Below are 24918 nucleotides of genomic sequence, written 5' to 3'. Positions count from 1 at the left end.
CACTTAACTTAGAAAATTTAAAACCTGGGGACAAAATATTAAAGAAATTCAATTTAAAAAATAGTGGTACATTAGATATTAAAGATATCATGATGAAAATAGACTATACTGTAAACGATTTAAAACAAAATAACACTACAGAAGATTTCGGTAAACATATTAAAGTACAATTTCTTTTAGATTGGGATTCTGCGAAAAGCCCTGTATACGAGACAACTCTTGCAGAACTAAAATCACAAAGCCCAGAGATTGCATCCAAAAAAGTATTTCATTCTAAGTGGACTGAAACAGGGGGATTAAAACCTGGGAAAATGGATTGGTTTTGGATAAAGTTTGTATTTGAAGATAACGGCACAGATCAGAACGTGTTCCAAGGGGATAGTATTGCGCTAAAAATGGAGTTCCAAGCCAATCAAACAGATGGACAAGAAAGATAAATTTAACACCATATTACTGGTAAAAAGTAAAACTGTGCTTATACCTTTTAAGTATTTAAAATGAAAAACAAAAAGAACTTGTAGGAATCCCTACAAGTTCTTTTTCAGATAATGTATAAAAGGTGAGTCAACATAGATTAATCTTAGTATATTTTTAAACATATTAAAGGTGCAAACTCAATCATATATAGTGATTGAGTTTGCACCTTTAATTTTTTATTTCTCTTTTTTATGAATTTATTTTTGTACATATGCGTTTTATATAGTAATTTCTAATAATAAGGAAGTAAATCAATTGAATACAAAAAAACTTACTAATACAACAATTGAGCTTTGAATAACGGACATTTCCCTACTTATGGTTTGTCCTAATTGATGCAAATTTAGAAATGCAAAACTGCTGTGAATCATAGCTACTACAATGGGTAAGAAAAATAATATCATCATTTGTGTTGTTATAATTGTCTTTAACTCTTTTTGACTTAAACCTAATTTTGAAATCATTTGATACTGCTCTTGATCACGTTTTAAATCAGTAAATAGACGGAAATATAAAAAACTTATTGCAAATGCGAAGAATACAACTCCCACCAATATACTTGTAATAGAAAGCAAGCCATTTTGTTGTTTTAGTTCAAGCCATTTCAAACTCAAAGATGAAAAAGTATAAGAATCGCCTAATTTCGTACCAACAGATTTCATAAGATTTTTCGAAACTGCAGTTGTTTCAGGCCAATTTTTTATAATAAAACCGTATATAGTGTAATCTTGCGAGATACCAATATCTACAGTTTTAATATTTATGACTTCATTGTAAACAGCATCAGAGATAATAACAGTTTTAGCAAGCATCTCTTTTAATTCTGGGATAGTTAATGTTTTTTGAACAGTAACTGGTACTTCTAGTTCACCATGCCTTAATACAAAAGGTTTTAGATCCTCTACACTTTTGTGTTTTTTCATTGGTAGTATAACGATACTTTCATTTTCATTTGTTAATTTTTCTATTTCATATCCTAGTGTTTTAGCGTATTCATTATACGTAGAAAGATTAATTAATCTAATGTCATTCTGTGTTATTTTAAATTTTGCTGTTGCAAGTTTATAAGAAAATCCAGATTCTTCTAATTGTTTTTTTATCTCTTCAATATGTGATTTTTCTAGTGGATTTCCCCAATCTGATCTATAGGTAAATGCAAATGGGGTCTCATTTTTTGCTAATTCAGGATTTCCCATTGCTGTACAAGCTCCAATTGCTGTAAAAGATACTGTAGATGTAATTGTAACCATAAAGAACGTTCTCGCATTATCTTTCATTCGGAACGCTAATTCTGAAATAACAAGGAGATTGGTTCTTTTAAAGAATGTAGTTTCTCTATTTTTTAAATTATATATCACATATATACAAAATTGATGAAAGAAAATATAAGTTCCGAATATAATAAGCGTGACCCCTGATCCAACGATCAGTAATACTTCATTCCCACTCATATAATTAATTGCAATTGCATCGATACTGTGGTGGACAGAAGTGTAGCCTGCTCCAATTAAGATTATAGCCACAAAGATAGCCAAGCAGACACTTCAGGTTCAGGTTTTGGTTTTTCTTCTGATTTTATAAGTTCTACAAGCTCATTTATTTTCACCATTTTTGATGTAAACAAAGAAATAAGTAGAAATAAGATAAAAAAGGACAGAGCTGTTACTCCAATAGCCTTTAATGGAAAATAAAATGGTAACCTATGCTCTACTGCCAATAAAGACCCACTAACTAGTAAAAATAATTTAGAAAAAATCATTCCAAGTCCAATACCCACTAGTATAGAAGGGATTCCAATCAACATGTTTTCGAAAAAAATTAATCGATGAAACTGTTTATGCGACATTCCATGTAACATTAACAATCCAAACTCTTTTGTTCTATTTTTTAAAAATGCGCTAGCAGAATAGAAAATAAATAAGAAAGAGAAAACAAAAATTAAGTAATACGATAGTTGAAATCCTATTTTCCCAAATGTGCTCATTATAGTACTTACATGAGTCAGTTCGCCTTTTAGATTTGGATGAAAGAAAAGTAGACCATAAGTAAAGAAAATCATTACCGCAAATATGCTGCTAAAAAAATACCCAAGATATATTCGTTTATTCCGTATAACATTATTAAATGCTAGCTGTCGAAAAGTCATTTTTATTCCCTCCTAACATAGAAAGACTGTCCATAATACTTTTATAAAGTAATGGACAATTGTCATTGTGGCAAATTTCATTATATAACTGTCCATCATTGTTTCCTTTTCTTCTATATTTAATTGTGTTAATATTCCCATTACATTTTGAGAGAGTTTAGTATCCAAATTCCCTGTTAGCTCATCGGTAAGAATCAATTTAGGAGAATGAATCAGTGCACAGACAATCGCTGTTCGCTGTGCTTGTCCTCCTGATATTTCATATGCTCGTTTATTTATTCTTTTCACATTCAGGTCATCTAATACGAGCGGGACGAACCATCTTCTCTTTTTACTGTTAATGTATGCATGAGATTGGCATATAAATGCAGTTTCGTCTATTATGGGTTACACCCTGATCATCCCATTTATTAGCTACTGAAAACACTCTGTTCCAACTGTATGATTAGGATGTATGATAATAAGTTGAAAAGTGTTAAAGAAATTCGTAATCACAAGTGCGTTTTTAAAAAATGTATGAATAATATTCAAAATTACATGTATCTTGGCCCTACCCGTGTCTGCGAAATAAAGCTAAATTATTGGTAGAAAGTTAATACGGATTTTTACTATATTTACAAATTAAAAAAGAGAGTTGAGAGATGATGCCCCCCCTCTCTTTGAATCGTTTCCGTACCCTTGCATGCACTATACAAACAAAGGCGAAGTCTTCAAAACAGACTCCGCCTTTCCCATGTATCATGGATTACAGCCAGTACTAGTAGTCTCATATTATTTCCTTGCGGAAATAGGTTGAGACCAAATATCTTCGTCATTATCATTTACTTGTACCTCAAAGACATATATAGGTTGAGAGAAACCTTTTGTATCAGTGTAGTAATCTATATTATATTTTGTAATGAATAATGTATCGCCTGCATTGAAAGATCCTATAGGTTCAAATTCTCCTTGTTTTAGTTTTTGAAATGCTTCCTTTGGAGAAAGAATTTCGACATCTCGAACAGGTGATTTTTTTGTAACGGAATCTTTGTAAACAGGTTTTTTTTCCCTTTCTTCTTTTAACTCTATTGATGTTTTTATCGTAATGTGAGACAGATCTATTTTTGTATTGGGATCAATAGGCATATTTCCAAATTCTTTCATATGGTACGAGATAATTATTCCGAATGCGATGAGAATTACTGTAATGGGAAGGAATAAATATTTCATCATCTGTGCATGCGTTTCTTTTTTCTTCAACAATATAAGAACTATGTTTAACACAGAATACCCTAGCATCATTCCTAAAATATTATGAAGTAAATCAACCAGTTCCATACTTCCACGTTGCATAGTAAATTCAAGTATTTCAATTAATAAACTTGCTATAATTGCGCTGGTTAACATCCATTTTATTTTTCGAAAAACATTACCAAATAAAGGTAATAAAACTCCTAATGGAAAAAGCATACCAATATTCACAATGATATGGAAAAAAGAAGAAAATGAAAAGGTATTCCATGCTTTTTTATAAACACTAAGTACATCAAAGTCAATTGTTCTTGCATAAGCTATATCATCTGAACGACCAAATGAAGTAGCTGATAATGCAAGAGAATAATATCCTATTATTAATATCAATAATATAATTTGTTGTACGGTAAACTTTTTTTCACCTTTACATACCTTTTTGTATACTACAAAATAGCTAAAAATAAGTATGAGAAGGATCAAAAATGTGAGTTGTATCGTAGGAATTGCAAAACTAACGAATAGTTCGGAAATAATGTTCATTTTACACCTCTGTGTTTTTTATTTTTTTCCGACAGAAGACTCCTTCCTCAAAAATGTGAGGGTGTGCAACACTAATTTTAGGTTGAAGATGAATGTCGGTTGGCCTAAGTCAATCTGTTGGCCACTATATACTGGTACAAATCATTCTTCAACGTTCTATGGCTCCACGCTTGTCAAAGTTGTGACAAGCAAGCTAAAGTAGAAATTGGGGTAAATCAACGTACAAAATACTTATGTTCTCACCGCAGGGACTATAGGTAGAGCCTGCTAAGATAACTGGTGGATACATCGGTGTTCTCAGGAATCGCCTATCTCAAACAGTCCATTAGGTTACGTGTTGGGTAGTTTAAATAACATTCTAGATAAAAATAACGATGTATCGTTACCTCTAGTAAATATTAATCCAGAATTATACCGGTATCTATGTGGTTCTCTCTAATTGATGTATACTTAACGGAATCATCTTTTCTAAAGGTGATAACTTCATCAAATTTTTCAATTGAATTTTAATACAGTACTGCTCCTGCGACATAACCTTAATGAAAAGACATAAAAATCACCTAGATTCGCACCACATTTTTTCATGAGTGTTTCTGTTATTCATTATAGTAGTAAGATTTTTTCTCTCATATTGAATTTCCTTTCATTTTACTTACACGCTTGTAATGTTTCTGAAAATACAGTCTATAAGATTATCAGCAATGGTTCTTTTTTGGGGAGATAGCAAAGAGGGAATCTTCATTTGCACTTTACTATACCGAACTAGATTTCGTTATAGTTTTTATTAGTAATTCATTGTATCTTCTTTACCAAACACTTATAAAAATCAATATTATGAAAGTAAACTACTGAATATTAGTTTACTTTCAATACATTTATTAACTAAATATTTTTCTTTAACAGAGTGAGTTGATTTTTTCTATCCTTCGTGAATTTCTTTAATACTTTTTCCTCCTAAAAATGCATGTCCTGTTTTAATTTTTTTCTACTGTTTCAAATCCATACTTTTCATACACTTTCTCTATTTTTTCGTTAATTGGAATTACCCAAAGGTTATCTAGTCCCCTATGCATTACTTCACTTTGAATAAAATGAATAAGTTCACCTATTAACCCTTTATCCCTAAACTTTTTAATTGTAGCTACACTTTCCATTCGAGCCTGTTTTTCATGTTCAAAAATACAAGTAATGGAACATGCTATTCCATTATATCTAAGTAAATAGTGAGTGAATGCTGAATGTTGGAATTCCCCTTGAAAAGTTTTTTTCTAACTTCGCCTCCTCCAAACTCTTTTATATTACATACAATATCTAAAGCTTCTTCAAAATTTAATTCAGTCACCTTCTCAATAGTAATTTTTTCATTTTTATCTTTTTTAGTTAATTTCTTATTCCATAATTGGACTGGACTTATTAATTCTTCAAATCGAAAATTCTTTATTTGTAATTCAGAAATCAGTTTTTCTTGCATATCTAAGTTGTATATATAAAATCTAGGTACTATATTTTTAGTCTTATAGAAATGGACTACTTCATTTACTATTATTTGTGGATCTAAGCTTACTACACTTACATGTGCATGATTCGCATCATAATAATATGGATTACTTTCATTACAAAATATAGAACCCCATGATTTCTCTATTCGGCTAGTAAAGGTTTCAAGATATGCAAAATCAAGCTCAAGAACATTTTTTAAACTAGTCATACGATATTCCCTCTTCTCTATTTATTTCTTCAATATCTTCTATACATTATTATACATTTAAATATTTTAATTTTCAGTTTCTTATCAAACTATTTCTCATACTCTACAAAAAATAAAAGTAAAATTTCAAATAATAATTTACATTAGATATCTTTAAAAAGTTTTAAAAAACGACCTTTAATCAATCCATTTTTCTAAAACCACAGAAAAGATAAGTACTATAGTTAACACCATAATAAACCTTACTTCACTTCCATCACTTACAAAAAATGAATACAAAGTATAAATTAAAATTAATATTCCATAAATAATTTTGTACAATGAACTTCCACCTTTTCCTATATATATTTTAGTATAAAAGTTTAATTCAAGTCCTAGATCAAAATAAAAATAAAAAGCACCTGTGATATACACAAAGTGCTTTTCTCTTGTCAATTTATCTATTTTCACTATACTTATCTAATTTCTTTTTATAACTCAAACTTCTTAGAACCGTACTTTTAGCTTTTTGCAATTCATTTTGTTTATATGGAATATGTTTATCTGTCTGTACATCTTCAACATTTTCTCCATCTGCTAATAATCTCCTGTACTTAAAAGAGTGCCCTGTTAATACTGTTGTAACCCCCTCCTTTTGTTTGATTACTTGTATCATAAAACAAGTACCTGAAGTTTATATGTAGTCTATCTAGAGTCTATGTAAATAAAAAAAATCTCTAACAAAATGTTTGTATTGTAACGTTACCACCAAAACTATTGCTCTAAACACTATAATTTGAAGAAACAGTACCCTATGTTCTAATCCTCAATTCCCCATACAGGGGTCACGCCACATCGCTATCAAGCTAAGCTCATACAACGTCAATTATAGTAGAGGTTGTTTCTTTTTTCTAAAGGGCATGTGTAGGGGATTGAAAGATTTGCATACGAAATAAACCCTAACGGGTTTCACTTTTTTGAATTAAGCGGCTTGATTATCAGACAGGTTACAATTGTAAACGACACCTAATATATCAAAGACCGTTTTTTTTCTCATATCGATGAGATTTCCGCCCGTTTTGCTGTAGGAGATTGAACAGGCGAAGTAACACCTTTGATAGCTCTTGGGTGTTTTTTTGTATAGTTTGGAATAGAAGAAGAAAATAGTCTTTAATCATATATATGGCTTTATACTCACTAAGCTCTCGTTTTTTCTTCATGAGGAGTAATTGGCGCATTTGAAACATGATAGAAGAACAGAGTAGAATGGCAATCAATTGACCATATAAATGGCACTCCAATCGTTCTGGTTTTATCTTTTTACAATGATGAATGTGGAAGAATGACTTCCACGTTTTAAATAAAATTTCGATTTGCCAACGTAAAGAATACCAATCATGTACTTGTCCCGTCGGGACAATATCTATAGGGGTATTTGTCATATATACATTAATACCACTAAGTCGTTTACTACGAGCAGAATACTTCATTCCTTTCTTTTTTTCTCTTACCGTTTGATCGTGTAATCGTTTTTGTTGTTGTTCTTTTGTTAGTCGATGAACAATCAGACGAGTTGGGACTTTATCAGTCATTCCTACATAAGCGTTGGATATTTCGCATGTTTGTCCTGGTTGAAGGGAGTTCATTAATGTCTCCATATCTATTTGTATATACTCTGTACCTTTCTTAATTCTTCCATCTTGAAAATAATCAGGATTAGGATTTTTTTGATAAACACGTGTATTCGACTTGATACGTGATATATAATAAGCCTTTTTATCTTGTATATGTTGAAGATCTTTCAAATGAAAGTAACCTAAATCTCGGATACATAAATCATTCGCTGTTACAGTTGGGACACACAGGGAACCGTAGGTTCGATCATGTTGTTTACCTGGACCTGTATGAATATGAAGGAATTGTCCACTTAATAAATCATACTCAAGTTGTATCTTTACTCCCGCTGTATGGCTGCATCCTCCCGCACCAGGATAAATTGATGAAAATATATCTGGAAGTTGAAATGCAGTTGAATCTAAAATACGAATACGTTTGAAAATAGAAGAATATGGAGAAGAAATCGGCATAGATAAGGTCAATTTTTGGTTTATTAATTCAGCTAATAGATGTTGTAAAAATTGTACAGCCGCTTTATTAAATCGTTGATTTAAGCCCTCAGGGCTGATGAGTACTGCTGTTGATGCTTCTAAACAGCTAGATAACTGATTTAAAGAAGTCATAGCTACATTTTGGTTCACCCATACACATAAAGCGACTAAATCTTTTGCTTGGTACTTACTGGCTCGTTGTACAAACCCAGCATCTCTAGCAAGATCCCGTAAGGCATTTGGAGATAGGGCACTTTGAATCTCTTGAGCAAATAGTTGTAATTCTTCAGACACAGAAACAGACATAAAAAACGCCATCCTTTCCTATAATTATACAGAAAGAATAACGTCTTTTTTGCTTTATGGATAGTGCAAAACCTTAGCTTTATATAACCGTTTAATCATTACTTCTGTTATATATATTTACATAATCTTTGTCAGCGGAATTCCATTACGCCTTTTGGAATGTATTAACTATAGGCAGCAACTCTTTTAAATCATCAATTACATGCTCATCTGTAAACGGATTCCCCCAAAACGTATCTTTCTTCCATATTGCATTCATTCCCACATCCCGAGCTCCTATTACATCATTATTTGGATGATCTCCTACGTACACACTTTCTTCCGGACTAACACCTAGTCTTGCTAAAGCTCTCAGAAAAATTTCAGCTTGAGGTTTTTTTATCCCTTCTTGTTCTGACACTAAAATGATATCCATGTACTTATCAATTCCTAGGGCGCGGATATTCAGTAGTTGGAATTCAGTAAATCCATTTGTAATCATGCCTAATAAAATCCCTCTACTTTTAAGCTCTTGTAATACATACTCCATGTTAGAAAAAGGAATACAGTTATGTTGAAAGTTATTTATGTAATCCTCTAATAATTGCTCCCAAGTTAAACTAGTAATAGAATGTTCCTGAAGTAACTGTTCATATACTTTGTCTTTCCAAACATATCCCTTATTATCTAATTCAATAAATCGGTTTACATATTGTTCTTCAGGTACATGTTTTAGTTCATTAATATACCTCGTGTATTGATCTCGAATAAAAAGTTTAAGAGAACTATCTCTATCCAACAAAGTTCCATCTAAATCGAAAATAACTGCTTTCACCATTCTTTCTCCCCCTTTTATTAAAGAGTACTAAAAAAGGGCTATATACCCTATCTATATAAGTATTGTGTACATAACTCATCATTAGTAGTAGTAAAAAAACTAAGAAAATGTAAAGAGATTTCACATTATTACTTCAGCTTAATTACTAACATGTGATTAGCATTCTTCTGAAACTCATAGGATACTTTTACTTCTTCAATCGAACGAACATGTTCTTTTAAGTCATTCATCAATTGAGATAATTGATCATATTTCTTTCCATATAAATCTGTTAAAGGAAAAATACGAATTTCACCTTTTGTTACACGTATCAACTCTTTTAAACTATTTAAGTGGAATTGATAATCTAAACGATCAGAATACATGAACAGCAAATGTGCACAAACTGTCATATCAAATTGTTTATTTTCAAATGGTAAAACAGGCAAAGTAACGGCCTGATAATGTTGAGGATTTTCTCTCATATCCTGAACACAATCTTTTAAAGCACGGCTTCTTTCTTCTTTTAATGCATCAATAGACGAAAAATACTCCCATACATAGTTTCCTGATGCTTTTTCCATATGTTCTATAGTATGTTCAATGTCTTCTAATCCTTTTTGTTCCAAGTCAACTACCTCATGATAATAAGCAATATCACAAGACGTAGAATCAATACCTAATTTATTGGCATGTGCAGTAAAAGAACATGCTCCGCCTGCACAATCTAAAACTTTCATATTCTCTAAATTTTCAGGAGATAAATCAAACATTTTAATATATTCCTCAAATGTTCTCCCAATAAATACAATACGATTAATATCTAACTTTAAATTTTCTTCAATAATACTCACCGTATCTCGCCCCTTTTTTATCCAAATATTTCAAACACTCTTCCATTTTATCTTTTTTATATAAATTTCGCGATATAAATCTATTGTCTTCAGGTAACATAACCATCTTATCAGTATTCAACAATGGATAAAATTTTCATTCTGGGGGGAGTTGTATTTTCTTAGCTTGATAGCGATGTGGCGGGACCCCATACAGCTCTATGTTGAGTAAAACTAGTTAATCCCTATAATATAAAAAGAGCACCCCTTTTGGGATGCCCTTCGTTATAACTATATATTATTTAATTTCCTTCATTTGTTGGTACCATTTTTCCTTCTTGAGAATCCGTACCTGTACCTTCTGATTTTTCAACAGTCTTTGCATGTTTTCCAGGTTGTGATTCTGTACCTCCATTTGTTTCTACCATTTTTCCTTCTTGAGAATCTGTACCTGTACCTTCTGTTCTTTCAACAGTTTTTGCATGTTTTCCAGGTTGTGATTCTGTACCTTCTTTTGTTTCTACCATTTTTCCTTCTTGAGAATCTGTACCTGTACCTTCTGATTTTTCAACAGTTTTTACATCTCCTTTAGATGCTGGCACTGCATCTTTAGGTAAATCAAAGTTTTGTGAGGAAGACGTTGTTCCATCTACACTCTGTGTAATTACTTGATTTGAATTTTCATTTGACTTTAAATTGTCCGTTTTCGCATCATCTGCACCAATTGCACCACCTGCTAATAATCCTGTACTTAAAAATGCTCCTGCTAATAATGTTTTAATCATTTTTCATTACCTCCTGTTTATTTGTAATATTCATCAAAAAAGTATCTAGAGTTAATGTTTTAGACATTATCTTTATCTACTTGCTTTTTGATTACATTTAGGATAAGGCAAGAATCTATAGTTGATATGGACTGTATCTGGAGATTATGTAAAGAAAAATAGATGATCAATTGTATATCCTAATGAATACTTAGACAAGATTAACATTTTATATGAGTTTGATAGTTGAATTACCCTTTGTTTTTGATCGTAAGGTTTATGGCCGGGGTAAAGCCAATTGAGGACCTAATCTTTTCTAATTTGGAAGTAAACTTTAGGCTAAAAGTTTACATTGGAGTTTTGAATCATTTTATAACTAATTTTGCAATAAATTTCTCAATATAGATATACTTGTTAATTATGGTTATAATATTCAAAATTAATAAAAAATAAATTATAATAAAAATATGATGGTTATCCTTTTGTTTACTCCTTGTGCTAAAGATAAGATCGTGTTCGCCGATCTTATCTTTTTTTATTTGTGATTTTTGATATAAAAAAGAATCCTTATCCTAAGGATTCTGCAACAGGAAATAACAAAATATAAACAATTGAAGATTTGAATTAAAGTTTAATTAAAAAGTGTGCCCGAACCCTCATTTTAAAGTAAAAAAATAGCAGCCATTTTGAAAAAAGATTGATTAAAATAACTTCTATATTTGTGCATACATATTGTGATTTTATAAAAAAGTTTGATAATTTCAACAAGCGAATAGTGAAGAATTGCTCCTGTTCCAGTATTATCTACATTTACTACATAAAATTTCGTTTGCTCTCTTAGCTAATACTTTATCTAATTGTCCAACAGGCATATTTTTTCTTCAGGTAATACTAAAGAAACTGCAAATTGTTCACCATGTTCGATTGTTTTACCACATTGTGAACATACTAAATTTACATTTTTAAAATGATTTTTTAATTTATCTAACATATCATTTATTCCTCCTATTTGATTGTATAATATATAAAATTTAAATATCATTATATTTATTATACAAGATTAAAAAGAAAAGATGGAGTTAAATTCCAATTCAGCCCATCTTTAGCAACAACTATTTTGGGTATCTCCAGCATTTTTGAAAAACCTCACGCTAAGCAAAAAATACAATAAGCTGCCCATATGGGGGTACAGCCGCATGCCCATCAACTTAAGAATTGAGAATGCCCCCATAATAAAAATTTGCATTCTTTCCTGTTAGTCCATAATTACGGTCACTTGAATGATAAAAAGCCTATATAGAATGAATCATTCCATATAGGCTTCCATGTTAACTTAAAAAGTTATTTTAGTTTTTCTTTTATTTTTTGAGGTACATCCTCACTTTTAACTACTTCATATTTATTAATTAATGTGATTTTATTTGGTGTTTTTTTGTTTGCCTCTTTATCTTCGTCGGCAGTAATTTTTACATATTTTCCCTCTGCAATGGATTTATTATTATTTATACTAAACCGAATCGTTTTTTCTTCCCCATTTTCTTTAAATCCTTTTAAAGTATATTCAGATGCATCTCCTATATTATCACCTTGTCCTGCTATTTTCACATAATAAGTTTCTGAAAAAAACTTTCCAACATAGCTACATCCTGTTAGTACACTCATAAATATAATTCCAGTTATACCAATAGATGCTATACGTTTTAACATGTAATCTCTCCTTCAAATTATATTAACTACAAATATTATTAACAAATATTTATATGTAACAATTATTCTGTAAAGTAATTTGAATTATAAATAACATTTCTTAATAATTACTAATCAAATTTCTTAATTTTTTCTTAATAAAAAAATTATTATATAGAGATTCATAGACTTTGATTCGGTATTCATAAAATAAGTTAATAGCAGGGATCATTTCGCTCCCATTGCCTTAAGAAATTTTATTACCCACAAGTATAAAAAAACGTTATGCTTTCTACGCAGGCTAGATGAGAAAGGGTGACATTTTTTTATGAATCTCTCGATTCAAGATGAACTACAACCATTTGTGGAAGAATTGCAACGATATATTAGGGGTACAGACACATCGCTATCAAGCTAAGAAAAGCAAATACCCCAAAACGAGAAAATTGACATCTCCAGATGAAAATGTACAATTTTTTTGTTTTGGGGATGCCTCAAAATATTAGCTTGATAGCAATGTGTTTCTACCTATATAAGTTCGTGAGCTACGGTACTATGACCATATCATACAGCTAGTTGAGTGTTCAAATGTTTTTGGATAAAGCTTTTGTCTTAATATTATATGAGCTCACTTTATTACTCCATAATTTTTAGATAATGAACGATTTTAGATTACCTAAAATCATCATGATATCCTAAATAATATTTAAAAAGCTAAGCCCATACATCGCAGCAACTGTAAAAATGACTGTCCATACTGCTAGACTGACCGTCATCCAACTTATGACGTGTGTCCGGTTAGATCCAAATGTTAAAGCTAATACAGCTGCAATATCAGTTCCTACGAGAATTGGAGCTAGAAGAGCCAAACCTGGAATACCATATCGTTCCCATATTTTTCTTGATCGGGTTTCTTTTTTAGAAGGTGTTGTTATACCTTTTTTTAGTTTTCTTGCTGCTTGCCATTTGGCATACTGTTTAAAGAAAAAACCGAGTAATAGAACCAAGATAAGATTTCCTGCAAATGCTGTTACTCCTACTGCAATTGGTTGTAACCCCCATGCGATACCAAGTGGTATAACGATTGATACATCCATCCATGGGGCAAAAGCTAAAAGAAATAACACTACATATTGCCATAATGCACCTGCATTTTGAGCCCACTCCACCATATTGTTTCATCCCCTTTGTTAAATACGATTTAAAATAAGAATAGTAGTTAACCAATAGACAGTGTATTGACCTGCACCTAGTAAACCAATGCACAATAACGGAACAAAATTATGTTGAGAAAAGAGGAAGCAAATCCCTGCCGTTACTGGAAGTGCAATGCTATAGTAAATATACACATTTCGACAAGCCTTATAGGTTACCCACTGCTGCCCTTCATCTATTTCACGAAATTCAGATGGTATAAAGCCAAATAACCTGATCTTATCATGAGGATTCTTTCGGTTATAAATTCTTGTGAGAATGAGCCATAAAAAAGTAACCGTCACTAAAATCCCGAAACATAACTTAGCTAAAATGACTTGTGTATTCATAAGAGAAAATAGTAAAAATGCAATAATTAACACAAATATACTGGCCCCTATGAGTGGAGATCTTAAAACCTGTTTTATCATAATCGTTCCTCTCCCTTTAAATAAAAAACCTCTTCTACGGTAACTTGAAATACAGCAGCTATTTTTAACGCCATAGTGACAGATGGAGAATAATCACCTTTTTCTATTAATCCAATTGTTTGCCTTGTGACCCCAATTGCATCAGCTAAGTCTTGCTGAGTCCATCTAAATCGTGCTCGTAATTCTCTAACTCTGTTTACTAGCATCATAATTTCCCTTTCCTCATTTACAATTACTGTAATTGTAAATGATTACTAACAAAATGTAAATAATCATTTGCATTATGTAATTAATAATTGCTAAATACGATATAAATTACCCCTAAGTTAAAAAGGGTTCCCACCCCATCGCTATCAAGCCATCAAAACAAAATACCCCATAAAATGAAAAAATACGCTATGCTTTCTATCTCCAGTAGTCCTACAAGACATCGCCAGACAAGTTGGCTTTGTACAGCGATCTAGTAAATATCAAGCTAACGAACTCATTGCCCTTCGCGTATGGCTCAGTCAGGCTGTACCACCAACATTTTAACAAAAATATACGCTAAGCAAAAAATAAAATAAGCTGTCCATATGGACAGCTTATTTACATAATTATCGATATAGGAAGTACAGTATTCTATACTTAAATAAAAATACATTACTGGAGATGTCAAAGAATGAAAATTATTAATAAACAGATAACCCTAGAAGAAATAGAAGTGATAAGAAACCCATTAAATAAATTGCATGAATACCATAATAGTAAATCAAAATTTTTTTCTGGTGATTATCCAAGAATTACATTTGAGGAACGCATTAAAGAATATGAAAAAAACTTAAAGTATGGAGAATATAGGATTGAATTATTGATTGAAGCGGAAACAGACTATATATTAGGATTTTATATAGCATATGGTAAAAAAGTAAGCGGGAAGATCGAGGTTCTATTTGTTGACGAAAAATATCGAAGAAACGGATTAGGTTTGAAATTAATGAATAGTGCAATGGAATGGTTTAAAGAAAAACAAATATATGAAATTGAATTAACAGTAGTGTACGGGAATGAAGCTGTATCGTTTTATGAGAAATTGGGATTCTATCCACGTTCAATCGTTATGACAACTAAATCATAATTTAATCCAACTTTATTTTAAGTCTACAGGGGGTACGGCAACGATTCCTTCTTTTTGGAGCCACTTACAAAATTAAAATAAGAATCTGTATCTAAAAGGTTTTTTTAACGATCTTTTAGATACAGATTCTTATGTAGAGATATATTGCATATTATGGATAATCAATTTAAATTATATGAATTTTCCGATATAATGAATTCATATTAAATAATAAAGGAGTCCTACAGTGCAAAATATATTAGACCAAACAAGGCGTAGAATTTTTAGTTACCATTCCATTATCCAGCAAATAAACAACAAAAGAGTCTCAATCTCATTTCATCCTATAAAAATGAGATTGAGATTTTTCATATTATGGGTACCCCTTACATGAATCTGCTTACACATGTCTTTACAAACGAAAAAGAACAGATTATTGAAATAATCTGTTCTGAGAGAAATGATACAATTTTATTTTTTTGCACGAGAACCAATTGTTTAACCATAGTGCGAGTCCATTTCTTATCTCCAGCTTTTTTGTCTTCCTTCAAAATGATCAATACATGGTGGCTGATGATGTTGACACTTCATACAAATTATATTTACGTTACTCTTCTTTCGGAAGTACAATTCTTTTATATAATTGAACCGTAATGAAGTAATAGTTCAAGTAAATCACTACAAAAATAACAAGTGGCAACCAAATTCGAAAATACGGATCAATTAAAAGAGGGCTGAACATGTTCATACCAACTAATACGTGAACAATACCCACAATTGCTGGGATTAAGAATACAAAGAATAACTCTTTATAAATCGATTGTGTTAATAACTCTCGGCGAACACCGATTTTACGAAGCATTTGATAACGTGTACAATCTTTGGATGCACCAGACAGAACTTTAAACATCAGACAACTTGCCATCATTGCTAAGAACGCAATTCCAACGAAGAAGCCCATAAACATGAGTCCGCTAGAAAGACTTTGGTTCGACTTATATGTTTGATACTTACTACCCAGTTCTTCTGCTTTCATATTTTTATATTTAACTACCTGTAATTCATCAAGTTTTTTCCATTCTTTTACGTATGTGCCGAAATTATCCGCTTTACCAATAAATACTTTATTTTCTGTACCTTTCATACTATCGTATATGTTTTGATTGACAATTTTCACTTCATGATTCGGATACATATACTTTGGTTGAATTGTTTGGAAAGCATCGCTCCATTGTTTTTGTTTTCCATCATCTTTACCCCATTGTCTTGATAATGCAAATGCATTCATGGGGATTTTTTCTGAAACTTTCATTGTCTTCTCATTTTTTCTATCTTTTACTAAAGGACGATTATTCTCTAACTCTTCTTTTATATAATACACATACGTATCATCCACCTTGTAACGATATTCAATTTGCTCTTTAAATGGAATACCGTCTAACAATATCTTTTCTTCCACTGTTGGATTATGAACTACCGAATCATAAATGGTTCCTTTATCAGTCTGTTTTAGAACATTGTTTTTAAATGCCATACCACAAGCAATTCCACCAGCTCCAAGAGCTACTAAGATTGCTACCGTTGCCAACACGTTTGTTAGACTGTTCATACGGAAGTTTAATTGCGCAAAAGTAAAAGCATTCAGCCCTTTTTCCCTACGTTTTTTATTACTCTGTACCTTTTTCATCATAACGGGGAGAAGGGATCCAAATAGCATGTACGTACCGACTGTAGCTGCGATTAATCCAATAGCCATAAATTTAGGAATGCTTATTATATTTTCTCCTTGTAGCTGTGATATATAGATCAGTGATGTATAACCAATACCTAGTAAAAGTAAACCCAGGAATGCAACTACAGCTGTCATTTTCCCTTTTACCGCGACATGTTCTGTTTGTTCATCTGCATGTACAAGTTGCAAAACAGAAATACGTGACAATTTCATACTATTCATGATGGCTGATAGTACAAATAAGACAAAAAAGAAGATGCAAGTAACTGTCATAGATGGAATATAAAATGCTTGATACCCCTCACCAGAAAACTCCAACTGTTTCATCAATAACTGACCGATACCGTCTGCAAGTCCCACACCAATTGTAATTCCAATTGCAAGAGACGCTGCGCCTAATACGATTGTTTCAATAAACATAAGTAGTGTAACTTTATGCTTTTTTGCTCCTAACATCATATACATCCCAAACTCTGTTTGGCGAAGGGATAATAAGAAAGAATTTGCATATAAAATATAGAAGAAAGTTATGATTGCTAGTAAAACCGAACCAATTTGAAATGCAAATACAATAGCAGCTACATTTGAATTAGATTCAAGAAATGCTTTATTTTGTGCTAGCGTTTGGAACATATAGAAAATTGAAATAGATATAATAAGACCCAAAAGTAAGACAATATAGTCTTGCAACTTACTTTTTAGTCCAGACATAGAAATTTTAAATAACATGCTTGAACGTCCTTCCTTATCCTTTTTGAGTGCCTAAGTCTGCCAGCACGTCTAAAATTTCTTTATAAAACTCTTCACGGGTACCACCACGATGAATTTCTTTATATAGCTCACCATCTTGAATGAATAAAATACGTTGACAGTAACTAGCACTATACGGATCGTGCGTAACCATCATAATAGACACACCTTGTTCTGTATTTAAGTTTGTCATGGCATCCAGTAAACTCGCTGCATTTTTCGAATCCAGAGCTCCTGTTGGCTCGTCTCCTAAAATAATTGCCGGCTCATGCACTAGTGCGCGTGCTGCTGCTGAACGCTGTTTCTGTCCACCGGATACTTCAGTTGGATACTTTTGAAGAATTTCTGTAATCCCTAACATATCCGCTACTTTCTCTACTTTTGGTCCAATATTACGTGATGAAACACCTTGAAGTGAAAGTGGAAGTGCAATGTTCTCATAAATAGATAAGTTCTCTAATAAGTTGAAGTCTTGGAAAATGAATCCTAACTTTTGCGAACGGAAATCAGAAAGCTCACCTTGCTTCATTTTCGTAATGTCCGTACCCGCAATTTCAACAACGCCGCCCGTTGCTTTATCAAGCGTTGAAATTACATTTAATAATGTCGTTTTACCAGAACCAGATGGTCCCATAATACCAACAAACTCACCTTCTTGAATGGAGAATGAGACACCTTTTAACGCATGTGATTGGTTATCACCTTTTTTACCGTACACTTTTTGAATGTTTTTTACATCTACAACTGGTTTCGTCATATATATCCTCCTACGATTGTTATTCTCTTACTTATTTTGCTCTTTTGAGAGATGAATCGCTATTGATTAATATGACAGTAACCTTACATTTTTGTAAGGGGATATTTCTTCACTTGAAAACATCTACTTTAATGTAGGGAGAATACACAAAAAAAGAAAATACCAAATGATGATCGGATTTTTACAATGAAGGGTAAATGGTTTAAATGATCTCAAATATACACTTTTACGAACGATATTACTTATCTAGTTTTAATATGTTAATTTCTGAACGTGAGGAATATAAGATATCCACTTGCTTATTCCCCCATTTCGAGGGGATGGGAAAAAACACCCATAATATAAAAAGAGCACCCATTTGGATGCTCTTCGTTATAACTATATATTATTTAATTTCCTTCTTTTGTTTCTACCATTTTTCCTTCTTCAGAATTTGTACCTGTACCTTCTGTTTTGTCAACAGTTTTTGCACCTTCTCGTTTTTCAGGGGCTCCCACTTTTGTTTCTACCATTAGATAACTATCTTACATTAATTACATAATATAGTGTGATATAATAATGTAAAGATATTATATTTAAAGGGGGGATTCAAATTGGTTAAAAACTTACCTTTACTAATAGTGATTTTAATACTAGGTGTAAGTTCTTCTACATTAAGCACGAACGGATACTTTTCTCCAGTTATAGAATGGTCTTTAATGATTATAAGTATTATTTTAAACATTACTGCAGTGATAGGTTTATCACTACACGTCCTTGTATATCAACCTATGAAAAGATTTAATAAAAATTTAAAAGAGACCTTCAAATAAAATAATTATATTTGAGGTAACACCACATCGCCATCGAGCTAAAAAAATGTATCCATAAAAAGAAAAAATACGCTATTCTTTCTGTAGAATCATAGGAAAGTATGACGTATTTTTTCATTTGAAGGGAAAATTTTGTTTTATTAGTTTGATAGCGATTGAGTAGCACCAAAGCGTTTAAGAATAAAACTGTACAACAGTTATTTGTTAGGTTTTCTATACTTCAGTTAAAAAGAATTTTTAAAAATCAGTACGTTTATAAATTCTCACTGTTAAGAAGTAAGAACCGATAAATATAAGCATGGTAACGATTGAAGCAATTGTAATTAGTTGATTAATAGTAAAATGTGTAGTAACGCTATATACAAGGTCAGTAATATTTACATATGCCTCAATTGGTCTCCATAAAACAACACATACAGGGAAAATAATGCTGACAGCAGCCATCAAATATTTATTGGTGAAGCGATAGAAAAATGGTAAGTAGATAGACGTAAACAACATGACAGTAAGAATACTAACCATAATTGTCTGTGGAGTTTCAATTTCAACTCCATAATTCGGGGATGCAACTTGAATTACTGCTTGAATCAATAATGAAAATAGAACTACTAGAATTGTAAACAACACTGTACCGATATATTTTGACATGATAATTTTATTTCTACTATAAGGTAGGCTATTAATAAATTTGTGACTATTATTCTTTTCGTCGTAATAATGTAGATTTATCATATAAGAACCAGCCACCAAAACGACTATGAACCCAAAACTTCCAAACGTCCCTATAAAAAAGCATATACCAAGTAGATAGAATAAGATCATTAATTTTTGCAATCGAAAATCCTTTAATATTAAATTATACATATTGAATATTCCCCTTTTTTGTATAGTACATAATATCTTCTAATGTCGCTTCTTCAATTAATACATCATTTCCTAATTGCGTACGTGAACGGCTGGCGTTACTTGTGAGTGCTTCAAATCCCACGTTTGTTTCACGAATCCCGATTAATTGTTCTCTGATTTTCGGCGTAAGCAAGGATTTATCCCCTTTTACAGTTGCATATTCTTCAGAAATACTATGTATATCTTTTTCAAACACAATCTCTCCATTATGAATAAATACAATATAATCAGCAATACGATCTAAATCAGTGGTAATATGTGTGGAGAAAAAAATTGTTTTATCTTGATCGACCATTAAATCATAAAGGATGTCTAAAAGTTCTCTTCGAAATACAGGATCGAGTCCAGATGTCGGTTCATCCATAAGTATAAATTCGGCATGGTGTGAAAGTGCAAACGCTAGGGAAGTCTTCATTTTCATCCCTGTAGACATCTCTTTCATTTTTATGTTAGTTGGTAACTCAAAGCGTTGTAAGTAGGATTGGAACTGATTTTCATCCCATTTTTTATACGCTGGAGCAATGAATTTTTTTAGTTGATGAATTGTCATATCTTCATAATAGATATTGTCATCGTATACGAATCCAATACGCTCTTTAATAGAAACTTGGTCCTTTTGATGATCTTTACCAAACACTGTGATTTCTCCACTATCCTTGCTAATAAGATCCATAATAAGTTTAATTGTCGTACTTTTCCCAGCACCATTTGCGCCAATAAATCCCGTTACAAACCCCTTTTTGATGTTGAACGATGCATTTTTTAAAGAAAATCCCTTATATGTTTTTGAAACATTTTTCACTTCTACAATGTTCTCCATTTTTATTCCTCCTCATAAATATGATTAATAATTTGTATTAACTCATCCCTTAATAAATGATTAGCCTTACTCTCTCGAACGATTGTACTGAATTTTTCACGTATTGGATCACTTAGTTCATCCACACGTTGTTTCTTTATTTGTTTTGCAACAAACGAGCCTTTCCCTACTATAGAGTAGATGTAACCCGCTTTTTCAAGTTCTTCGTACGCTCTTTTTGAAGTAATAACACTTACCTTCAAGTCTCTTGCTAATGAACGCATAGAAGGTAACGAATCATCTACTTTCAATGTTTCGTTTGATATTTGTAATATAATCTGATCAATGATTTGTTGATAAATAGGCGACTTAGACTTATTAGATAGTAAGATTTTCATGATTCAACTCCTTGCCTCTTAAATGCTTATGAACACATTATATACAATGTGTACAATATATACAATATATACATTTTGAACGATATTAATTTTTCATATAGGATACCGTCATTTTGATATAAAGGCATTATCCTTTCCTATGATTTCTCAGAAAGAATAACGCCTTTTTCATTTTAGAGGGTATTTTTTTTGTTAGCTTGATAGCGATGTGGCGCTACCCTTATATGGACTAAAGTTAATTTTATTTTGATTGCCGATATATTCAATCGCCATCCAGCCATTTTTGGGTATGTTCGATAAACCGGTTTGTCGCTGGTAATGCGTGTTTAATTGAAGTAAGTGACAGCCCAAGTAATCGTGTAGGTTTGTCTTCCAATTCTACAATCGTAACATTTTCGCTTTGTCCTTGTAATGCAAGTTCAGACATGACACTAACTCCAAGCCCGTTCTCCACCATCGCGACAATCACATGATCATCACCGGTTTCGAATTGGATATCGAGATGAATTCTGGCTGCTTCTAATACTTTCCTAACATCGTAACCACATGAAGAAGCAGGCATAATAAAAGGCTCTTTCTCGAGCTGATTGTACCGAACTATGGATTGTTTACTTAATCCGTGATCTTTAGGAAGGACACATAGCATTCGATCTTTTCTCAGTGGAATAGATTCTAGATGGCCCGACGACGGCAGTGACATGAAACCTAAGTCAATCACCCCTTGTTGAATCCACGTTTCAATCATTCCATAATCACCTTCCATTAATTTGATTTCAATTCGAGGATGCTCCAAGCGAAAACGATGGATGATTGTAGGCAGCCAGTGAGTAGACACGCTTGTAAAGGTTCCAATACGCAAAGTTCCTATCACTATGCCATTAATCTCTGCAACAGTTTGCTTCAATCGTTCATTATGATTTACTACTTCACGAACATGAGTTAAAACACGCTCACCATTTCCCGTCAACCGAACACCCGTTTCATTCCGGAATAACAGTTGAAAACCATACTCCAATTCAAGACTTCTAATCGCATGGCTGACACCTGACTGAGTCACATTTAGTGCTTCGGCCGCTCTTGATAGGTTCCCCATTTCAACCGTCTTCAGAAAGATTTCTAACTTAGTCAGACTTATCGACTCTCCTACTTTCTCATGTATGAATTTTGTTCAAGTATATTATTACATATATTCGTTTTACTAATACTTGAATCACAATGAAACTAAGTACATAAAAATTTTAAAGGAGAACTAAAAATGAAACCAATAAAGGCTAATCTTATGATTTTACTTGTTACAATGACCTGGGGTACTTCCTATGTTTTTATGAAAATCGGATTGGAAACTGTTCCTTCATTTTCTCTTGTTTCATTACGCTTTGGTATTGCTTTTTTGGTTTGTGCTACTGTTTTTTTTAAACAATTTCGTTCAATTCATTTTGTCACCCTAAAATACGGCTTTATTCTAGGATTTTTACTTTTCGCTGTATCTGCTTCAGTCATCTTAGGTTTAAAAATGACATCAGCTTCAAATGCTGGTTTTCTAGCCAGTTTGACCGTAATCTTTATCCCTTTATTATCTATCGTTCTGTTTAAGGATCAACTAAGTTACAGACTAATCATTAGTTCCCTTGTTGCAATGACCGGAATAGGTTTACTGACTTTGAATAATCAATTAACACTCAATTCTGGGGATCTACTCTGTATACTCGCTGCTCTCTTTTATGCTTTTCATATTATCATCACCGGAAGAGCGGCTAAAGTTGCCAATACGTTGCAGCTTGGAATTCTTCAGTTGGGATTTGCAGGAGGGTTTGGCGTACTCTCTGCCCTAATTTTCGAAGAGCCGCAACTTCCATCCACTAAAGAGAGTTGGATCGCTGTACTGGTATTAAGTATATTCTGCAGTGCTTTTTCCTACATCATTCAGGCGATGGCACAGAAATACACAACACGGACACATACAGGACTCATTTTTTCATTAGAACCTGTATTTTCTGCACTGTTTGCATACCTGTTCATGAACGAAGTATTGTCACTCAAAGGGTATATCGGAGCATTACTTATTCTAAGCAGTGTTATACTTGCTGAGATAAAAGTAAAACGAAAATCTACATTTAAAGCAAAAAAGAGAGATATGGAATGCACAGAGTAGTACTGTTAATCTAAATTTCTGTCTATAAGGATTTTTTGTAAAGATAAAATTCTAGTACAAGTAAGTTTTTGTAATTGATATGTTTATGAATTTTAATCAATCTTTTTTTAAATCTGTATTCAAATTTTATTTCAACCCAACAATAACATGTTTTGTTTATAGTCCTTACTCCATTCCATCTGGCTTGCGACACGTTTACGTTATCCTTACCCTATTCACTCTAACTTGTAACATGTTTGCATTACCCTTGCTCAAATCATAATAAACATGATATATCCAGCAGCTTAAGTCTTTTAATATATTATTAAAAAAAGGATATGCTTAATTGCATATCCACTATTAGAATAGTATACATTTCATCTTAACCTTACTTTTTTCTATTTATATACTTACCTTCACTTCTCCAATATCTGCTTTTTAATTAAATTTAAGTAAAAATGTGAGACAGTTGTGTTGTAATAAGGAGAAATAAAAATAAATGATAGATTAAATGTAAACATTCCGATAAATGCGGATAATAAAAACCAACCAATAAATGATAACCAAAGAACAAATAACTTTAACTTTTGTCCTTTCATTATTCTTTTACTTTCTCTCAATGCTTCACTTGCTGTATAATCAGGATTCTCTACTAATATGTAATACGACATGGAATAAGAAAAAAATTTAATAATACCTGGAACAATTAATAAGAGACTCCATAAAAAAAGAAAAATAGCTTGCAGAAGCCCCAATTTCATAGATTTAAATAAATTCTTCTTTTTAAATCCCGAAAATACATCGTCTACCTTAGCATCTTCTTTTCTCCCTAAGTGTAAAGTAAAAACAGAATATCCATAATTAAAGATACCTTGTATGACACTGTAAATTAGGAAACAAACCACACCTAAACCAATATAACTTAGAATAAGTACAGCAAATGCTGTTGGATCTACTTGTGGTTGCCCACCTATTGAATAAATAAATAATGCATCAGGACCAATTATCCCGATAAACAGTACAAATATTAAATACATAAAAAAGGCGATTGCTGATGCACTTAAGGTTGGTACAAAATAGAATAAAGCTGATACTCCTATACCTACCCCCCATTTCCCATCTAACGAATTCAATGCTGCTTTCTTTAAGTTTCCGATCATACTCGTGTCCCCTTCTTTTTTCTTATTTTCCTTTACTGAAAAAATAAAAGAACTTGTAGCAAGGCCCCGCTACAAGTTCTTTTAGCCAAATACTTTAGCTCATCGAAAAATTATTTATTCTACACAATCGGGGGTAATGCCTAAAATATAGTTTGTTAACATCATTATATAACATA

19 protein-coding genes and 7 pseudogenes are annotated in these 24918 nt (G+C 32.0%); 4 read left to right on the top strand and 22 right to left on the bottom strand.

What is annotated here, in order from left to right:
- Window positions 1-437, top strand: a 437-nt coding sequence (locus tag BUA87_RS29110) for a TasA family protein (RefSeq protein WP_072941826.1), incomplete at its 5' end; no start/stop codon positions are given.
- Window positions 438-666: 229 nt separating this feature from the next.
- Here BUA87_RS29110 and BUA87_RS29105 read toward each other — a convergent pair.
- The 14 genes and pseudogenes from BUA87_RS29105 to BUA87_RS29035 all read right to left on the bottom strand — a co-directional run bounded on the left by BUA87_RS29105 (window position 667) and on the right by BUA87_RS29035 (window position 14410).
- Window positions 667-2623 (bottom strand): annotated as a pseudogene (locus BUA87_RS29105) (ABC transporter permease).
- Window positions 2598-2899: pseudogene (locus tag BUA87_RS32080) on the bottom strand (bacitracin ABC transporter ATP-binding protein); the annotation flags it as partial. The pseudogenes BUA87_RS32080 and BUA87_RS29105, both read right to left, overlap by 26 nt.
- 495 nt (window positions 2900-3394) lie before the next feature.
- Window positions 3395-4396, bottom strand: coding sequence for a VanZ family protein (locus tag BUA87_RS29095; RefSeq protein WP_072941823.1), 1002 nt, complete (start codon window positions 4394-4396; stop codon window positions 3395-3397).
- A gap of 919 nt (window positions 4397-5315) precedes the next feature.
- A pseudogene (locus BUA87_RS29090) lies at window positions 5316-6104 on the bottom strand (GNAT family N-acetyltransferase).
- A 470-nt stretch (window positions 6105-6574) separates the two neighbouring features.
- Window positions 6575-6759 (bottom strand): annotated as a pseudogene (locus BUA87_RS29080) (hypothetical protein).
- Window positions 6760-7065: 306 nt separating this feature from the next.
- Window positions 7066-8497 (bottom strand): annotated as a pseudogene (locus BUA87_RS29075) (IS4 family transposase).
- Between the two features lie 145 nt (window positions 8498-8642).
- Window positions 8643-9314 (bottom strand): HAD family hydrolase, encoded by a 672-nt coding sequence (locus BUA87_RS29070; protein WP_072941817.1) that lies wholly within the window; start codon window positions 9312-9314, stop codon window positions 8643-8645.
- A gap of 128 nt (window positions 9315-9442) precedes the next feature.
- Window positions 9443-10147 carry a hypothetical protein gene (locus BUA87_RS29065; RefSeq protein ID WP_000022250.1) on the bottom strand — a complete coding sequence of 235 codons (705 nt, stop codon included), beginning with the start codon at window positions 10145-10147 and terminating at the stop codon, window positions 9443-9445.
- A 281-nt stretch (window positions 10148-10428) separates the two neighbouring features.
- On the bottom strand, window positions 10429-10911 hold the full coding sequence (locus tag BUA87_RS29060) for a hypothetical protein (RefSeq protein ID WP_072941813.1): 483 nt from the start codon (window positions 10909-10911) through the stop codon (window positions 10429-10431).
- 779 nt (window positions 10912-11690) lie between these two features.
- Window positions 11691-11881 (bottom strand): annotated as a pseudogene (locus BUA87_RS29055) (hypothetical protein).
- Between the two features lie 350 nt (window positions 11882-12231).
- Window positions 12232-12597: a DUF1093 domain-containing protein gene (locus BUA87_RS29050; RefSeq protein ID WP_072941809.1), complete on the bottom strand. Its 366-nt coding sequence runs from the start codon at window positions 12595-12597 to the stop codon at window positions 12232-12234.
- 674 nt (window positions 12598-13271) lie between these two features.
- A complete protein-coding gene (locus BUA87_RS29045) occupies window positions 13272-13748 on the bottom strand; it encodes a small multi-drug export protein (RefSeq protein ID WP_000230641.1) in 477 nt (158 codons plus the stop codon).
- Between the two features lie 18 nt (window positions 13749-13766).
- Complete coding sequence (locus tag BUA87_RS29040) at window positions 13767-14201, bottom strand: hypothetical protein (RefSeq protein WP_000595643.1); 435 nt, start codon at window positions 14199-14201, stop codon at window positions 13767-13769.
- Window positions 14198-14410 (bottom strand): helix-turn-helix transcriptional regulator, encoded by a 213-nt coding sequence (locus BUA87_RS29035; RefSeq protein WP_072941806.1) that lies wholly within the window; start codon window positions 14408-14410, stop codon window positions 14198-14200. Before BUA87_RS29035 ends, BUA87_RS29040 begins: the two co-directional genes overlap by 4 nt.
- Window positions 14411-14862: 452 nt before the next feature.
- On the opposite strand from BUA87_RS29035, the gene BUA87_RS29025 reads away from it, so the two are divergent.
- Entirely contained in the window at window positions 14863-15318 is a 456-nt protein-coding gene (locus BUA87_RS29025) for a GNAT family N-acetyltransferase (RefSeq protein WP_072941803.1), read from the top strand.
- A 586-nt stretch (window positions 15319-15904) separates the two neighbouring features.
- On the opposite strand, the gene BUA87_RS29020 is transcribed toward BUA87_RS29025, so the two are convergent.
- The 3 genes from BUA87_RS29020 to BUA87_RS32055 all read right to left on the bottom strand — a co-directional run bounded on the left by BUA87_RS29020 (window position 15905) and on the right by BUA87_RS32055 (window position 19048).
- Complete coding sequence (locus tag BUA87_RS29020) at window positions 15905-17758, bottom strand: FtsX-like permease family protein (RefSeq protein WP_072941798.1); 1854 nt, start codon at window positions 17756-17758, stop codon at window positions 15905-15907.
- Window positions 17759-17774: 16 nt separating this feature from the next.
- On the bottom strand, window positions 17775-18536 hold the full coding sequence (locus tag BUA87_RS29015) for an ABC transporter ATP-binding protein (RefSeq protein ID WP_072941794.1): 762 nt from the start codon (window positions 18534-18536) through the stop codon (window positions 17775-17777).
- A 389-nt stretch (window positions 18537-18925) separates the two neighbouring features.
- Entirely contained in the window at window positions 18926-19048 is a 123-nt protein-coding gene (locus BUA87_RS32055) for a hypothetical protein (protein WP_256679002.1), read from the bottom strand.
- A gap of 81 nt (window positions 19049-19129) precedes the next feature.
- On the opposite strand from BUA87_RS32055, the gene BUA87_RS29010 reads away from it, so the two are divergent.
- Window positions 19130-19348, top strand: a complete 219-nt coding sequence (locus BUA87_RS29010; protein ID WP_072941790.1) for a hypothetical protein — start codon at window positions 19130-19132, stop codon at window positions 19346-19348.
- A gap of 237 nt (window positions 19349-19585) precedes the next feature.
- Here BUA87_RS29010 and BUA87_RS29005 read toward each other — a convergent pair whose 3' ends face one another.
- The 4 genes from BUA87_RS29005 to BUA87_RS28990 all read right to left on the bottom strand — a co-directional run bounded on the left by BUA87_RS29005 (window position 19586) and on the right by BUA87_RS28990 (window position 22586).
- Entirely contained in the window at window positions 19586-20212 is a 627-nt protein-coding gene (locus tag BUA87_RS29005) for an ABC-2 transporter permease (protein ID WP_072941786.1), read from the bottom strand.
- Window positions 20205-21074 carry an ABC transporter ATP-binding protein gene (locus BUA87_RS29000; protein WP_060486351.1) on the bottom strand — a complete coding sequence of 290 codons (870 nt, stop codon included), beginning with the start codon at window positions 21072-21074 and terminating at the stop codon, window positions 20205-20207. Before BUA87_RS29000 ends, BUA87_RS29005 begins: the two co-directional genes overlap by 8 nt.
- Window positions 21075-21076: 2 nt before the next feature.
- Window positions 21077-21451, bottom strand: a complete 375-nt coding sequence (locus BUA87_RS28995) for a GntR family transcriptional regulator (protein WP_072941782.1) — start codon at window positions 21449-21451, stop codon at window positions 21077-21079.
- 262 nt (window positions 21452-21713) lie between these two features.
- Window positions 21714-22586 (bottom strand): LysR substrate-binding domain-containing protein, encoded by an 873-nt coding sequence (locus BUA87_RS28990; protein WP_072941778.1) that lies wholly within the window; start codon window positions 22584-22586, stop codon window positions 21714-21716.
- A gap of 120 nt (window positions 22587-22706) precedes the next feature.
- Between BUA87_RS28990 and BUA87_RS28985 the strand changes: the two genes are divergently transcribed.
- Window positions 22707-23603: a DMT family transporter gene (locus BUA87_RS28985; protein WP_072941774.1), complete on the top strand. Its 897-nt coding sequence runs from the start codon at window positions 22707-22709 to the stop codon at window positions 23601-23603.
- Between the two features lie 381 nt (window positions 23604-23984).
- Here BUA87_RS28985 and BUA87_RS28980 read toward each other — a convergent pair.
- Window positions 23985-24742 (bottom strand): annotated as a pseudogene (locus BUA87_RS28980) (DUF975 family protein).
- Window positions 24743-24918 lie beyond the last annotated feature (176 nt).

Source organism: Bacillus sp. bc15 (assembly GCF_900142585.1).
GTDB classification, from domain to species: domain Bacteria; phylum Bacillota; class Bacilli; order Bacillales; family Bacillaceae_G; genus Bacillus_A; species Bacillus_A cereus.
Note: the sequence above shows the minus strand (reverse complement) of the source record. Positions and strands in the feature narration are given on the sequence as shown.

What these genes read in the sequence shown, in the direction of transcription:
- BUA87_RS29070 (WP_072941817.1), bottom strand. Translation starts at nt 9,314, where the DNA reads ATGGTGAAAGCAGTTATTTTCGATTTAGATGGAACTTTGTTGGATAGA.
- BUA87_RS32055 (WP_256679002.1), bottom strand. Translation starts at nt 19,048, where the DNA reads ATGGTAGAAACAAAAGTGGGAGCCCCTGAAAAACGAGAAGGTGCAAAA.
- BUA87_RS28985 (WP_072941774.1), top strand. Translation starts at nt 22,707, where the DNA reads ATGAAACCAATAAAGGCTAATCTTATGATTTTACTTGTTACAATGACC.
- BUA87_RS29035 (WP_072941806.1), bottom strand. Translation starts at nt 14,410, where the DNA reads ATGATGCTAGTAAACAGAGTTAGAGAATTACGAGCACGATTTAGATGG.
- BUA87_RS29015 (WP_072941794.1), bottom strand. Translation starts at nt 18,536, where the DNA reads ATGACGAAACCAGTTGTAGATGTAAAAAACATTCAAAAAGTGTACGGT.
- BUA87_RS29050 (WP_072941809.1), bottom strand. Translation starts at nt 12,597, where the DNA reads ATGTTAAAACGTATAGCATCTATTGGTATAACTGGAATTATATTTATG.
- BUA87_RS29005 (WP_072941786.1), bottom strand. Translation starts at nt 20,212, where the DNA reads ATGTATAATTTAATATTAAAGGATTTTCGATTGCAAAAATTAATGATC.
- BUA87_RS28995 (WP_072941782.1), bottom strand. Translation starts at nt 21,451, where the DNA reads ATGAAAATCTTACTATCTAATAAGTCTAAGTCGCCTATTTATCAACAA.
- BUA87_RS29095 (WP_072941823.1), bottom strand. Translation starts at nt 4,396, where the DNA reads ATGAACATTATTTCCGAACTATTCGTTAGTTTTGCAATTCCTACGATA.
- BUA87_RS29045 (WP_000230641.1), bottom strand. Translation starts at nt 13,748, where the DNA reads ATGGTGGAGTGGGCTCAAAATGCAGGTGCATTATGGCAATATGTAGTG.
- BUA87_RS29040 (WP_000595643.1), bottom strand. Translation starts at nt 14,201, where the DNA reads ATGATAAAACAGGTTTTAAGATCTCCACTCATAGGGGCCAGTATATTT.
- BUA87_RS29025 (WP_072941803.1), top strand. Translation starts at nt 14,863, where the DNA reads ATGAAAATTATTAATAAACAGATAACCCTAGAAGAAATAGAAGTGATA.
- BUA87_RS29060 (WP_072941813.1), bottom strand. Translation starts at nt 10,911, where the DNA reads ATGATTAAAACATTATTAGCAGGAGCATTTTTAAGTACAGGATTATTA.
- BUA87_RS29020 (WP_072941798.1), bottom strand. Translation starts at nt 17,758, where the DNA reads ATGTTATTTAAAATTTCTATGTCTGGACTAAAAAGTAAGTTGCAAGAC.
- BUA87_RS29000 (WP_060486351.1), bottom strand. Translation starts at nt 21,074, where the DNA reads ATGGAGAACATTGTAGAAGTGAAAAATGTTTCAAAAACATATAAGGGA.